Origin of the sequence: Citrobacter sp. C5_2 (assembly GCF_014596845.2) — a bacterium.
GTDB lineage: Bacteria > Pseudomonadota > Gammaproteobacteria > Enterobacterales > Enterobacteriaceae > Citrobacter > Citrobacter werkmanii.
Map to the genome: position 1 here is coordinate 4261505 of NZ_CP115032.1, position 14798 is coordinate 4276302.

Genomic DNA, 14798 nt, shown 5'->3' on the forward strand with positions numbered 1-14798 from the left:
AAGAATTTTACTGTCACTGCTACTGCGTCTTACCGCGACTTTTACCTTACAACTGTACAAAATAACAGTACAATCGTGCAATCCAGGCTATAATCATGCCTGGTTTTTTAATGGATACACAGCGTGGCGCAGGCAGGCTTTATTTTAACCCGGCACTGGCGGGACACCCCGCAGGGAACTGAGGTCTCATTCTGGCTGGCGACAGACGACGGGCCGCTGCTGGTCACGCTCGCGCCTCAGGAATCCGTCGCGTTTATACCTGGCAGTCAAGTTCCGCGCGTTACATCATTATTACGTACAGAGAACGGCTATCGCCTGACGCCGCTTCAGCTACAAGATTTCCACCGCCAGCCCGTTTCGGGTCTGTATTGCCGCTCCCACCGCCAGCTTATGCGGCTGGAAAAACTCCTGCGCGAAAACGACATCACCGTTTATGAGGCTGACGTACGCCCGCCAGAGCGGTATCTGATGGAGCGCTTTATCACGTCCCCGATCTGGGTCGAAGGCGACAAACATAACGGCACGCTGATTAATGCCCGCCTGAAGCCAAACCCGGACTATCGACCGCCGCTAAAATGGGTATCGCTGGATATCGAAACCACGCGGCATGGTGAACTTTACTGCATCGGTCTTGAAGGCTGTGGGCAGCGTATTGTCTACATGCTCGGCCCGGCAAACGGCGATGCCTCGGCGCTGGATTTTGAACTTGAGTACGTGGCTAGCCGACCGCAGTTGCTGGAAAAGCTCAACGACTGGATTGCCCGTCATGATCCCGATGTCATCATTGGCTGGAATGTGGTGCAATTCGATTTACGCGTCCTGCAAAAGCATGCCGAACGTTATCGCATCCCCCTGCGTTTTGGTCGTGATAATAGCGAACTGGAGTGGCGCGAGCATGGCTTCAAAAACGGCGTGTTCTTCGCGCAGGCCAAAGGTCGACTGATCATTGACGGCATTGAAGCGCTCAAATCCGCATTCTGGAATTTCTCGTCATTCTCGCTGGAAACGGTGTCGCAAGAATTGCTGGGCGAAGGAAAATCGATTGATAACCCGTGGGACCGAATGGACGAAATTGACCGTCGGTTTGCCCAGGATAAACCCGCGCTCGCCACCTACAATCTCAAAGACTGTGAGCTGGTCACGCGCATTTTTCATAAAACCGAGATCATGCCTTTTCTGCTGGAGCGCTCAACGGTCAACGGTCTGCCGGTCGACCGTCACGGTGGTTCGGTTGCCGCCTTCGGCCACCTCTACCTTCCGCGCATGCACCGGGCGGGTTACGTGGCGCCAAATCTGGGAGAAGTTCCCGCGCACGCCAGCCCCGGCGGCTATGTGATGGACTCGCGCCCGGGATTGTACGACTCCGTTCTGGTGCTGGATTACAAAAGCCTGTACCCCTCAATTATTCGTACATTTTTGATCGATCCGGTGGGGCTTATCGAAGGGATGGCGCACCCGGATCGGGAGCACAGCACCGAAGGTTTTCTTGACGCCTGGTTCTCACGCGAAAAACACTGCCTGCCGGAGATCGTTACTCAGATCTGGCACGGGCGTGAAGAAGCAAAACGCCACGGGAATAAACCGCTCTCGCAGGCGCTGAAAATTATCATGAATGCGTTTTACGGCGTATTGGGTACTACCGCCTGTCGCTTTTTCGACCCGAGACTGGCCTCATCAATCACGATGCGCGGCCATGCGATCATGCGCCAGACCAAAGCGTTAATTGAGGCTCAGGGTTACGACGTCATCTATGGTGATACCGACTCGACCTTTGTCTGGCTTAAAAAGGCGCACTCAGAAGATGATGCCGCCCGGATTGGCCGGGAGCTGGTGAGCCATGTCAACTCGTGGTGGGCGCAATCGCTAAAGCAACAAAATCTGACCAGCGCGCTGGAGCTGGAGTTTGAAACCCACTTTTGTCGCTTTCTGATGCCGACTATTCGCGGTGCGGATACCGGTAGTAAAAAGCGTTACGCCGGGATGATTCAGGAAGGGGCTGAACAACGCATGGTGTTTAAGGGACTGGAAACGGTTCGCACCGACTGGACACCGCTGGCGCAACAATTCCAGCAGGCGCTGTACCTGCGAATTTTTCGTAACGAGCCGTATCAGGAGTTTGTCCGCGAGACCATCGACCGTCTGATGGCAGGTGAACTGGATGCACAACTGGTGTACCGCAAACGCCTGCGCCGCCCATTAAGTGAATACCAGCGTAATGTTCCGCCACACGTCCGTGCGGCACGACTGGCTGATGAGCAGAATATAAAACGAGGTCGCGCGCCACAGTACCAAAACCGTGGCACCATTAAATATGTCTGGACAGTAAACGGCCCTGAACCTGTGGATTATCAGCAATCTGCTCTCGATTATGAGCACTATCTGACCCGTCAGATACAACCGGTTGCCGAGGGAATACTTCCCTTTATCGATGATAACTTTGCTACACTACTCACAGGGCAACTGGGGTTATTTTGACGCGTGACGAAACCGCCGCCATCCAGTACCATAGCGCCCTTTCCATTCCTGGACCCATTTAACACCACTACCACTGATTTATTAGCCTGGTAGCGGGGTCGTATGCTCTCAAAAACCGGGTTAGCCCGGAAAATGACGAGTATTGCCTGCAATTAAAGATATAGAGCCGAACATATATGCCTTTTACACTTGGTCAACGCTGGATCAGCGATACAGAAAGCGAACTGGGACTTGGTACTGTTGTCGCCATGGATGCGCGAACCGTCACTTTACTTTTCTCATCGACGGGCGAAAACCGTCTGTATGCGCGCAGTGATTCTCCCGTGACCCGCGTGATGTTCAATCCTGGCGATACGATAACGAGCCATGAAGGCTGGCAACTGCATGTCGATGAAGTAAAAGAAGAAAACGGCCTGCTTGCCTATATCGGAACCCGCCTTGATACCGAAGAAACCGGTGTAACGCTGCGTGAAGTGCTGCTCGACAGTAAACTGGTATTCAGCAAACCACAGGATCGTCTGTTTGCCGGTCAGATTGACCGTATGGACCGCTTTGCGCTGCGCTATCGCGCGCGTAAATTTCAGAGCGAACAGTACCGTATGCCATGGAGTGGTTTGCGCGGCCAACGTACCAGCCTGATCCCCCACCAGCTCAACATTGCTCATGATGTTGGTCGTCGTCACGCCCCGCGCGTTTTGCTGGCTGACGAAGTGGGTTTAGGTAAAACCATTGAGGCCGGGATGATCCTGCATCAGCAACTGCTTTCTGGCGCCGCTGAACGCGTACTGATCATCGTCCCGGAGACGCTACAGCACCAGTGGCTGGTCGAAATGCTGCGCCGTTTCAACCTGCGTTTTGCGCTGTTCGATGATGAGCGTTATGCAGAAGCGCAACACGACGCCTACAACCCATTTGAAACCGAACAGTTAGTTATCTGTTCGCTGGACTTTGCCCGTCGCAGTAAACAGCGTCTGGAGCACCTGTGTGACGCCGAATGGGATCTGCTGATTGTCGACGAAGCCCATCACCTGGTGTGGAGCGAAGATGCGCCCAGCCGGGAATATATGGCCATTGAACAGCTGGCTGAACGCGTACCGGGTATCCTGCTGTTGACCGCTACGCCAGAACAACTGGGTATGGAAAGCCACTTTGCACGTCTGCGCCTGCTGGATCCAAGCCGTTTCCACGATTTCGCCCAGTTTGTTGAAGAGCAAAAAAATTACCGTCCGGTCGCTGATGCCGTCGCCATGCTACTGGCTGGCAATAAACTGAGTAACGATGAGCTGAACATGTTAGGCGACATGATTGGCGAGCAGGATATTGAGCCATTATTGCAGGCAGCAAACAGCGACAGCGAAGACGCCCAGAGCGCGCGTCAGGAACTGGTTTCGATGCTGATGGACCGCCATGGCACCAGCCGTGTACTGTTCCGTAACACCCGTAACGGTGTGAAAGGCTTCCCGAAACGCGAACTGCATACCATCAAATTACCGTTGCCGACCCAATACCAGACCGCGATAAAAGTCTCCGGCATTATGGGCGCGCGTAAGAGTGCGGAAGACCGGGCTCGCGACATGCTCTACCCGGAACAGATTTATCAGGAATTCGAAGGCGATACCGGCACCTGGTGGAACTTTGATCCGCGCGTGGAATGGCTGATGGGCTACCTGACCAGCCACCGTTCGCAAAAAGTGCTGGTTATCTGCGCGAAAGCGACTACCGCGCTGCAACTGGAGCAGGTCCTGCGCGAACGCGAAGGGATCCGCGCCGCCGTGTTCCATGAAGGAATGTCGATTATTGAACGTGACCGCGCGGCGGCCTGGTTTAGCGAAGAAGATAGCGGCGCCCAGGTGATGCTGTGTTCTGAAATCGGCTCCGAGGGGCGTAACTTCCAGTTCGCCAGCAATCTGGTGATGTTCGACCTGCCGTTCAACCCGGACCTGCTGGAACAGCGTATTGGTCGTCTGGACCGTATCGGCCAGGCACATGATATTCAGATCCACGTACCGTTCCTGGAAAAAACCGCGCAATCCGTGCTGGTGCGCTGGTACCACGAAGGTCTGGATGCGTTCGAACACACTTGCCCAACCGGACGTACTATCTATGACACGGTATACAACAATCTGATCGGCTTCCTGGCTGAGCCGGAAAATACCGATGGCTTTGATGACCTGATCAAAACCTGCCGTGAGCAGCACGAGGCGCTGAAAGCCCAACTGGAGCAAGGCCGCGATCGCCTGCTGGAAATTCACTCCAATGGTGGTGAAAAAGCTCAGCAACTTACCGAAAGTATTGAAGAGCAGGATGACGACACCAGCCTGATCGCCTTTGCCATGAACCTGTTTGATATCGTCGGTATTAATCAGGATGACCGTGGCGACAATTTAATCGTGCTGACGCCGTCCGATCATATGCTGGTACCTGATTTCCCTGGCCTGCCGGAAGATGGCTGCACCATTACGTTTGAACGTGATGTCGCCCTGTCGCGTGAAGACGCGCAGTTTATTACCTGGGAGCATCCGCTGATCCGCAATGGTCTGGATCTGATCCTGTCCGGCGACACCGGAAGCAGTACTATTTCTTTATTGAAAAACAAAGCGTTACCGGTCGGCACTCTGCTGGTTGAACTGGTTTACGTTGTAGAGGCGCAAGCGCCGAAACAGCTGCAGTTGAACCGCTTCCTGCCGCCAACGCCGGTACGCATGCTGCTGGATAAAAACGGCAATAACCTTGCCGCGCAGGTTGAATTCGAAACCTTTAACCGTCAGCTCAGCGCCGTTAACCGCCACACCGGCAGCAAACTGGTCAACGCCGTGCAGCAGGATGTTCATGCCATCCTGCAGTTGGGTGAGGCGCAGGTGGAAAAATCCGCCCGTGCGCTGATCGACGCGGCGCGCAAAGAAGCGGATGAGAAGCTGACAGCAGAACTGTCGCGTCTGGAAGCCCTACGTGCCGTTAACCCGAACATCCGTGATGACGAACTGAGCGCCATTGAAAGCAACCGCCAGCAGGTGTTGGAAAGCCTGGAGCAGGCGGGCTGGCGTCTGGATGCCCTGCGTCTGATCGTCGTGACGCACCAGTAACGGAGCCATACATGGGGATGGAAAACTACAATCCGCCGCAGGAACCCTGGCTGGTTATCCTGTATCAGGATGAGCACATTATGGTGGTCAACAAGCCGAGCGGCTTGTTGTCCGTGCCGGGTCGTCTGGATGAGCACAAAGACAGCGTGATGACGCGTATTCAACGCGACTACCCACAGGCTGAATCCGTACATCGTCTGGATATGGCAACCAGCGGCGTGATTGTAGTCGCGCTAACTAAAGCGGCAGAGCGTGAACTCAAACGCCAGTTTCGCGAGCGCGAACCGAAAAAGCAGTATGTCGCACGCGTATGGGGACATCCGGCGCCTGCCGAGGGACTGGTTGATTTACCGCTGATTTGCGACTGGCCGAACCGGCCAAAGCAGAAAGTGTGTTATGAGACCGGGAAATCCGCGCAGACAGAGTATGAAGTGGTCGAGTTCGCAGCGGATAACACCGCCCGGGTGGTGCTCAAACCCATAACCGGACGCTCCCACCAGTTGCGTGTGCATATGCTGGCATTAGGGCATCCGATCCTCGGCGACCGCTTCTACGCTCCGCCAGAAGCCCTGGCGTTAGCGCCACGCCTGCTGCTGCACGCAGAGATGTTAACCATCACCCATCCCGCATACGGCAACAGCATGACGTTTAAAGTCCCGGCGGATTTTTAAACGCAGAGCCAATTGATGCCGGGGGCGCTTCGCTTGCCCGGCCTACATTCATTAACGTAGGCCGGATAAGGCGCAAGCCGCATCCGGCAATTCACTTTACTTAAATCCTTTCTGCTCTTTAATCAGCTCGTACGCCTTCTGAATTTCCTGCGCCTTCTGCTTGGCCATCTCCATCATTTCTGGCGGTAAACCTTTCGCCACCAGTTTGTCCGGATGGTGTTCGCTCATTAGTTTACGATAAGCGCGCTTAATGGTGGTCGCATCGTCGGTTGTTTTTACACCGAGAACATTGCAGGCGTCTTCCAGCGTCGGGCCTCGTTGTGCCTGCTGCCAGCCGCCACCACCGGACTGCTGCTGATATCCGCCGCCGAACTGTGCCCCGCCCTGCATCATGCGCAGAAACTGATCAAACTGGGTACGCGAAATCCCCAACTCTTCAGCAATCACATACAGTACTTCACGCTCGTTAGGGTGCAATGACCCGTCGGCAAATGCCGCCTGGATCTGAATCTCCAGAAACATGCGGATCAGATCGAATCGACCAAAACAGACGCTGCGGAACTGACGCATCTTTTCACGTAACGGGTAATTGTCTGATTTTCCCACCCGGAAGGCGTGTTGCGCGGCAGTACGGGAATCACCGTGCAAATTCATCCGATCCATCAACTGGCTGGCGATATGAATATCGGCTTCCGTGACACGACCTTTGGATTTGGTCAGATGTCCCATCACCTCAAAAGTGGTGGCAAAAAAAAGCGCCTGGCGTTCACGTTGGTTGGCAAACCACGCCATTTTGCGCATGCGGGCTTTGTCGAACATGTGGCCGACTAACAGGCCCAGAACCACACCCCAGAAGCCGCCGCCCATCATTAAAGCCACGGCTACACCAATTATCTTTCCCCAATACTGCATAGACTCCCCAAATCTTTGTGCTCTCAGCCAGGCTATGTCCCACAATATAAGCTGCTTTTACCGTTTTACGGCTGCGGTCAATTGTGGGACATCGCCTATAATTTGCATTATCATACCTGTCATTCAATGCCGTGCCTAACACCACGGATGCCTAAATGGGCAGGATTAACACTAGCGCAGTGAAGATGAGATAAGTTAGGCTGTGACCGTTTGTCACGCGCGACGCTACCGATGATGGAACAATAAATACAACGTATGAAAAAACGTATTCCCACTCTTCTGGCCACCATGATTGCCAGCGCCCTTTATAGCCAACAGGGCCTGGCAGCCGATCTCGCCTCACAGTGTATGCTGGGCGTGCCGAGCTATAACCGTCCTCTGGTGAAGGGCGAAACCAATGAATTACCCGTCACCATTAATGCCGACAACGCGAAAGGGAATTACCCGGATGACGCGGTGTTTACCGGCAACGTGGATATAGCGCAGGGTAATAGCCGCCTGCAGGCCGACGAAGTTCAGCTTCACCAGAAGCAGGCAGAAGGTCAGCCGGAGCCAGTACGAACCGTCGATGCGTTGGGTAATGTCCACTACGATGACAATCAGGTGATTCTGAAGGGACCGAAGGGCTGGTCTAATCTGAATACCAAAGATACCAACATCTGGGAGGGGGATTACCAGATGGTAGGTCGTCAGGGACGCGGGAAAGCCGACCTGATGAAACAGCGTGGGGAAAACCGTTATACTATTCTGGAAAACGGTAGTTTTACCTCCTGTCTCCCCGGTTCCGATACCTGGAGCGTCGTCGGTAGCGAAGTCATCCACGATCGTGAAGAACAGGTCGCGGAAATCTGGAACGCCCGGTTTAAACTGGGTCCGGTTCCGGTCTTTTACAGCCCCTATTTACAGTTGCCCGTCGGCGATAAGCGCCGTTCCGGTTTCCTGATCCCGAACGCAAAATACTCTACTAATAACTATTTTGAGTTCTACCTCCCGTACTACTGGAACATTGCGCCCAATATGGACGCCACCATCACGCCGCATTATATGCACCGTCGTGGCGGCATCATGTGGGAGAACGAATTCCGCTACCTCACCCAGGCGGGCGCAGGCCTGATGGAGTTCGACTATCTGAACTCCGATAAAGTGTACGAAGATGATAATCCGAAGGACAGCAACTCACGCCGCTGGCTGTTCTACTGGCAGCACTCTGGCGTCATGGACCAGGTGTGGCGTTTCAACATCGACTACACCAAGGTCAGCGATACCAGTTACTTTAATGATTTTGATAACAAATACGGCTCCAGTACCGACGGCTACGCCACGCAGAAATTCAGCGTCGGCTATGCGGTACAGAACTTTGACGCCACGGTTTCGACCAAGCAGTTCCAGGTCTTCGATTCCGCAAACAGTAACAGTTACTCTGCGCAGCCGCAGTTAGACGTCAACTATTACCAGAATGACGTCGGTCCGTTTGATACCCGTATTTATGGCCAGGCGGTCCATTTCGTTAACACCAATGACAACATGCCGGAAGCTACGCGTGTTCACCTTGAACCGACCATCAATCTGCCGTTGTCGAATAACTGGGGTAGTATCAATACCGAAGCGAAACTGCTGGCAACGCACTATCAACAGACCAACTTGGATTGGTACAACACCAATAACGCCACCAAGCTGGATGATTCCGCCAACCGCGTCATGCCGCAATTTAAAGTTGACGGCAAGCTGGTATTTGAGCGTGACATGCAAATGCTGGCGCCGGGCTATACCCAGACGCTGGAGCCGCGCGCCCAGTACCTGTACGTCCCGTATCGCGACCAAAGCCATATCTATAACTATGACTCGTCCCTGCTGCAATCTGACTACAGCGGCCTGTTCCGCGACCGTACTTATGGCGGTCTGGACCGTATTGCTTCCGCTAACCAGGTAACGACCGGGGTCACATCTCGCGTTTATGATGACGCGGCCGTTGAACGTTTTAATATTTCTGTGGGTCAAATCTACTATTTCACTGAGTCTCGCACTGGCGATGACAACATTAAATGGGAGAATGACGACAAAACGGGTTCGCTGGTCTGGGCGGGAGACACCTACTGGCGCATCTCCGATCGCTGGGGTTTGCGTAGTGGGATCCAGTACGACACGCGTCTGGATAGCATCGCCACCAGCAGCAGCAGTATCGAATACCGCCGCGACGAAAACCGTATGCTGCAGTTGAACTACCGTTATGCCAGTTCAGAGTATATCCAGGCAACCCTGCCTTCTTACTACTCGACGGCCGATCAGTATAAGAACGGGATTTCGCAGGTGGGCGCAGTGGCAAGCTTCCCGATCGCCGATCGCTGGTCGATTGTCGGTGCTTACTACTTCGATACCAACGTGAACAAAGAAGCAGACTCTATGCTGGGCTTACAGTACAACTCCTGCTGTTACGCCATTCGCTTCGGCTACGAACGTAAGCTGAACGGTTGGGATAACACCCAGCAACATGCAATTTATGACAACACGATCGGCTTTAATATCGAACTCCGCGGCCTGAGCTCCAACTACGGTCTCGGCACCAACCAAATGTTGCGTTCGAACATTTTGCCGTATCAAAGCTCTTTGTGATCTGATTAATTTACACGTAATCCGCATTGCGGTTAATTGAAATGGAAAAAGTATGAAGAACTGGAAAACGCTGCTTCTCGGTATCGCCATGATCGCGAATACCAGTTTCGCTGCCCCACAGGTAGTCGATAAAGTCGCAGCCGTCGTCAATAACGGCGTCGTTCTGGAAAGCGACGTCGATGGCTTAATGCAGTCAGTAAAACTTAATGCGGGTCAGGCTGGTCAGCAGTTACCAGACGACGCCACGCTGCGTCATCAGATCCTGGAACGTTTGATCATGGATCAAATCATCCTGCAGATGGGTCAGAAGATGGGTGTGAAAATTTCTGACGAGCAGTTGGATCAGGCTATCGCCAACATCGCCAAGCAGAACAACATGACGCTGGATCAGATGCGCAGCCGTCTGGCACAGGATGGTTTAAGCTATTCGACCTATCGGAGCCAGATCCGCAAAGAGATGACCATCTCCGAAGTGCGTAACAACGAAGTTCGCCGTCGCGTCACCATTCTGCCGCAGGAAGTGGATGCTCTGGCGCAGCAGGTTGGCAACCAAAACGATGCCAGCACCGAGCTGAACCTGAGCCACATTCTGATCCCATTACCGGAAAACCCAACGTCAGAGCAGGTAAACGCGGCTGAAAGCCAGGCGCGCTCTGTTGTTGATGAAGCGCGTAACGGTAGCGATTTCGGCAAACTGGCCATCACTTACTCCGCCGATCAGCAGGCGCTGAAAGGCGGCCAGATGGGTTGGGGACGTATTCAGGAACTGCCGGGCATCTTTGCTCAGGCGTTAAGCACCGCGAAGAAAGGCGATATCATCGGCCCTATTCGTTCAGGCGTGGGTTTCCACATTCTGAAAGTCAACGATATGCGTGGTCAAAGCCAGAGCATCTCCGTGACTGAAGTGCACGCCCGCCATATTCTGCTAAAGCCATCGCCGATCATGACCGATCAACAAGCGCGTCTGAAACTGGAACAAATCGCGGCAGATATTAAGAGTGGTAAAACCACCTTCGCGGCAGCAGCAAAAGAGTTTTCTCAGGATCCCGGTTCTGCCAACCAGGGCGGCGATCTGGGCTGGGCTGCAGCGGATATTTTCGATCCTGCTTTCCGCGATGCGCTGACCAAACTTAACAAAGGCCAGATGAGCGCCCCGGTGCATTCCTCTTTCGGTTGGCATCTGATCGAACTGCTGGACACGCGTAATGTGGATAAAACTGACGCAGCGCAGAAAGACCGTGCCTACCGTATGCTGATGAACCGTAAATTCTCGGAAGAAGCAGCGACCTGGATGCAGGAACAGCGCGCCAGCGCATACGTTAAAATTCTGAGCAACTAATGACTCGTATTCAACGCGTTGTCATCACTCCCGGCGAACCCGCCGGGATTGGCCCAGACCTCGTGGTTCAGCTCGCACAGCGTGAGTGGCCCGTAGAACTCGTCGTCTGTGCGGATGCCGCTCTTCTCAGTGACCGGGCAGCGATGCTCGGTTTACCGCTTTCACTCCTCCCCTACTCTTCAGATACTCCAGCCAGACCGCAATCAGCAGGTACGTTGACGCTGTTACCGATTGCGCTACGAGCACCTGTAGTCGCAGGTCAGTTGGCGGTAGAAAATGGGCAATATGTCGTGGATACGCTGGCTCGCGCCTGTGATGGCTGTCTGCAAGGTGAATTTGCGGCGCTGATTACCGGTCCGGTCCACAAGGGCGTAATCAATGACGCTGGCGTGCCGTTTACCGGGCATACCGAGTTTTTTGAAGAGCGCTCACAGGCAAAGAAAGTGGTGATGATGCTGGCGACGGAGGAGCTGCGCGTGGCGCTGGTCACCACGCATTTGCCGCTCAGAGCCGTTGCCGACGCCATTACGCCCGCCCTATTGCAAGAAGTGATCGGCATTCTGCATCATGATTTGCGCACCAGGTTCGGCATTGCCGACCCGCATATTCTGGTGTGTGGTCTTAACCCGCATGCTGGTGAAGGCGGACATATGGGGACGGAAGAGATAGACACCATCATTCCGGTCCTCGATGCACTGCGTACGCAGGGGATGAAACTAATCGGCCCACTGCCTGCAGATACGCTGTTTCAGCCCAAATATCTCGACCACGCGGATGCCGTATTGGCAATGTACCACGATCAGGGCCTCCCCGTGCTAAAATACCAGGGATTTGGTCGCGGGGTGAATATCACGCTGGGCCTGCCCTTTATTCGCACATCTGTCGATCACGGCACCGCGCTTGAACTTGCGGGTCGTGGGCAAGCAGATGTCGGCAGTTTTATTACGGCGCTTAATCTCGCCATCAAAATGATTGTTAATACTAATGAATAATCGAGTCCATCAGGGCCACTTAGCCCGTAAACGTTTCGGGCAAAACTTCCTTAACGATCAGTTTGTGATCGAAAGTATTGTCTCTGCTATCAATCCGCAGAAGGGTCAGGCAATGGTCGAAATCGGCCCGGGCCTGGCAGCATTGACCGAGCCAGTAGGCGAACGTCTGGACAAGCTCACGGTCATTGAACTGGACCGGGACCTTGCCGCGCGCCTGCAAACTCACCCGTTTTTAGGGCCAAAGCTGACGATTTATCAGCAAGATGCCATGACGATGAACTTCGGCGAACTCGCACAAACGATGGGCCAGCCGCTGCGCGTTTTCGGCAACCTGCCGTACAACATCTCCACGCCGCTGATGTTCCATCTTTTTACCTATACTGATGCCATTGCCGACATGCATTTCATGTTGCAAAAAGAGGTGGTCAATCGTCTGGTTGCAGGGCCAAACAGTAAAGCGTATGGTCGATTAAGCGTCATGGCGCAATATTATTGCAATGTGATCCCGGTACTCGAAGTACCGCCATCCGCATTCACGCCTGCGCCTAAAGTCGATTCCGCCGTTGTGCGTCTGGTTCCTCATGCGACGATGCCGTATCCGGTTAAAGATGTCCGCGTGCTGAGCCGTATTACCACCGAAGCGTTTAATCAGCGCCGTAAAACGGTACGTAACAGCCTCGGCAACCTGTTTAGCGTTGAGGTCCTGACCGAGCTGGGTATTGATCCGGCGATGCGAGCGGAAAATATCTCTGTCGCGCAATACTGCCGGATGGCTAACTATCTGTCAGAAAACGCGCCATCGAAGGAGAGTTAAAGATGATCAATTCGCCCCGAGTGTGCATTCAGGTACAAAGCGTCTACATTGAGGCGCAATCCTCACCTGATGATGAACGTTACGTTTTTGCTTATACCGTGACTATCCGCAATTTGGGGCGAGCGCCTGTGCAGCTGTTGGGGCGTTATTGGTTGATCACTAATGGTCATGGCCGCGAAACCGAAGTTCAGGGCGAAGGTGTGGTTGGCGTTCAGCCCCACATCGCACCTGGAGAAGAGTATCAGTACACCAGCGGAGCGGTTATTGAAACACCGCTGGGCACCATGCAGGGTCATTACGAAATGATCGATGAACAAGGCATCGCCTTTACCATCGACATTCCCGTGTTTCGGCTCGCCGTTCCAACACTCATTCACTAAAACAATAACTATGGCGACATACCTTATTGGCGACGTTCACGGTTGTTACGATGAACTGATCGCCTTGCTGCACCAGGTAGACTTCAACCCCGAACAAGACACCCTATGGCTCACTGGCGATCTGGTCGCGCGTGGGCCAGGCTCTCTGGACGTTTTACGCTACGTGAAATCGCTGGGCGATAGCGTGCGGTTAGTCCTTGGCAATCACGATTTGCACCTGCTGGCCGTATTTGCCGGTATCAGTCGTAACAAACCGAAAGACCGGCTCACACCGCTGCTCGAAGCACCGGACGCGGATGAGTTGCTTAATTGGTTACGCCGCCAGCCGCTCTTGCAGATTGATGAAGAGAAGAAGCTGGTGATGGCGCATGCCGGTATTACCCCACAATGGGATCTGCAGACAGCGAGGAATTGCGCCCGCGATGTTGAAGCCGTATTGTCGAGCGACTCTTATCCCTTCTTCCTCGACGCCATGTATGGCGACATGCCAAACAACTGGACACCGGAACTCACGGGACTGGCGCGCCTGCGTTTTATTACCAACGCATTTACCCGCATGCGCTACTGCTTCCCCAACGGTCAGTTGGATATGTACAGCAAAGAGTCGCCAGAAGATGCGCCAGCTCCACTGAAGCCCTGGTTTGCCATTCCTGGACCTGTCAGTGAAGCCTATAGCATTGCTTTCGGGCACTGGGCATCGCTGGAGGGGAAAGGCACGCCTGAAGGTATCTACGCGCTGGATACGGGATGTTGCTGGGGGGGAGACCTCACCTGTCTGCGCTGGGAAGACAAACGGTACTTTGTACAGCCATCAAATCGCCATCTGAATCTGGATCCCGGCGAGGCGGTCAACGCCTGATAGTCGTTTGCCGGATGCGGTGCTCGCACCTTATCCGGCCTACATTAGCTGGATGATAAGGCGTTTCGCCGCCATCCGGCACTTACAGTATTAACGACGTTCCAGAATCTCGAAGCAGTAGCTGTGGGAGTTTTGTGCGTCGGCATCGTGAAATTCGCTAAACACCGATTCCCAGTCGTCCGGTTCGTAGTCCGGGAAATGCGTATCCCCTTCAACTTCCGCATCAATGTGTGTCAGATACAGTTTTTGCGCTTTCGGCAGGAACTGCTCATACACGCGTCCACCGCCAATCACCATAATTTCAGGTTCATCGCCGCAGGCCGCTATTGCTTCATCAACAGACTTCACCCACTGCACGCGATCGTCGGTGCCTGGCTTGCTGCTGATGACAATATTTTTACGCCCTGGCAACGGTCGTCCGATGGATTCCCAGGTATGGCGTCCCATGACAACCGGCTTGTTTAAGGTATTACGTTTAAACCAGGCGAGATCGGCAGGTAGGTTCCATGGCATGGCGTTTTCCATACCGATGACGCGATCTACCGCTAACGCCGCAATCAGACTGATCATTGAATGTTTCCCGGATACAAAAAAATTGTCGCCACTATACGGAAAGCGCAATCTTTCGTCGACTGGCGGAAAGAGGATGAGCATGAAAATTTT

11 protein-coding genes are annotated in these 14798 nt (G+C 53.8%); 9 read left to right on the top strand and 2 right to left on the bottom strand.

Annotated elements, in window-relative coordinates; genetic code table 11:
- Positions 1-123 precede the first annotated feature (123 nt).
- From polB to rluA, 3 genes are all read left to right on the top strand, one after another.
- Positions 124-2475 (top strand): DNA polymerase II, encoded by a 2352-nt coding sequence (gene polB, locus ICA20_RS20760; RefSeq protein WP_038637136.1) that lies wholly within the window; start codon positions 124-126, stop codon positions 2473-2475.
- A 176-nt stretch (positions 2476-2651) separates the two neighbouring features.
- Positions 2652-5558, top strand: coding sequence for an RNA polymerase-associated protein RapA (gene rapA, locus ICA20_RS20765; protein WP_038637132.1), 2907 nt, complete (start codon positions 2652-2654; stop codon positions 5556-5558).
- An 11-nt stretch (positions 5559-5569) separates the two neighbouring features.
- Positions 5570-6229 carry a bifunctional tRNA pseudouridine(32) synthase/23S rRNA pseudouridine(746) synthase RluA gene (gene rluA, locus ICA20_RS20770; protein ID WP_038637129.1) on the top strand — a complete coding sequence of 220 codons (660 nt, stop codon included), beginning with the start codon at positions 5570-5572 and terminating at the stop codon, positions 6227-6229.
- 96 nt (positions 6230-6325) lie between these two features.
- On the opposite strand, the gene djlA is transcribed toward rluA, so the two are convergent.
- Positions 6326-7141, bottom strand: coding sequence for a co-chaperone DjlA (gene djlA / locus ICA20_RS20775; protein WP_003845702.1), 816 nt, complete (start codon positions 7139-7141; stop codon positions 6326-6328).
- 255 nt (positions 7142-7396) lie between these two features.
- Between djlA and lptD the strand changes: the two genes are divergently transcribed.
- Genes lptD through apaH form a run of 6 tightly spaced genes read left to right on the top strand, consistent with a single transcriptional unit; the run spans position 7397 to position 14135 of the window.
- Positions 7397-9751, top strand: a complete 2355-nt coding sequence (lptD, locus tag ICA20_RS20780; protein WP_038637125.1) for an LPS assembly protein LptD — start codon at positions 7397-7399, stop codon at positions 9749-9751.
- Positions 9752-9803: 52 nt separating this feature from the next.
- The gene (gene surA / locus ICA20_RS20785; RefSeq protein ID WP_038637121.1) at positions 9804-11090 is read left to right on the top strand and encodes a peptidylprolyl isomerase SurA; all 1287 of its coding nucleotides are present in this window, start codon (positions 9804-9806) and stop codon (positions 11088-11090) included.
- Positions 11090-12082 carry a 4-hydroxythreonine-4-phosphate dehydrogenase PdxA gene (gene pdxA / locus ICA20_RS20790; protein WP_038637118.1) on the top strand — a complete coding sequence of 331 codons (993 nt, stop codon included), beginning with the start codon at positions 11090-11092 and terminating at the stop codon, positions 12080-12082. Before surA ends, pdxA begins: the two co-directional genes overlap by 1 nt.
- Positions 12075-12896, top strand: a complete 822-nt coding sequence (rsmA, locus tag ICA20_RS20795) for a 16S rRNA (adenine(1518)-N(6)/adenine(1519)-N(6))-dimethyltransferase RsmA (RefSeq protein WP_005124503.1) — start codon at positions 12075-12077, stop codon at positions 12894-12896. Before pdxA ends, rsmA begins: the two co-directional genes overlap by 8 nt.
- 2 nt (positions 12897-12898) lie before the next feature.
- A complete protein-coding gene (apaG, locus tag ICA20_RS20800) occupies positions 12899-13276 on the top strand; it encodes a Co2+/Mg2+ efflux protein ApaG (protein WP_038637116.1) in 378 nt (125 codons plus the stop codon).
- A 10-nt stretch (positions 13277-13286) separates the two neighbouring features.
- Positions 13287-14135, top strand: a complete 849-nt coding sequence (gene apaH, locus ICA20_RS20805; protein ID WP_038637114.1) for a bis(5'-nucleosyl)-tetraphosphatase (symmetrical) ApaH — start codon at positions 13287-13289, stop codon at positions 14133-14135.
- Between the two features lie 90 nt (positions 14136-14225).
- On the opposite strand, the gene folA is transcribed toward apaH, so the two are convergent.
- Positions 14226-14705 (bottom strand): type 3 dihydrofolate reductase, encoded by a 480-nt coding sequence (gene folA, locus ICA20_RS20810; RefSeq protein ID WP_003018873.1) that lies wholly within the window; start codon positions 14703-14705, stop codon positions 14226-14228.
- Positions 14706-14798: the final 93 nt, after the last annotated feature.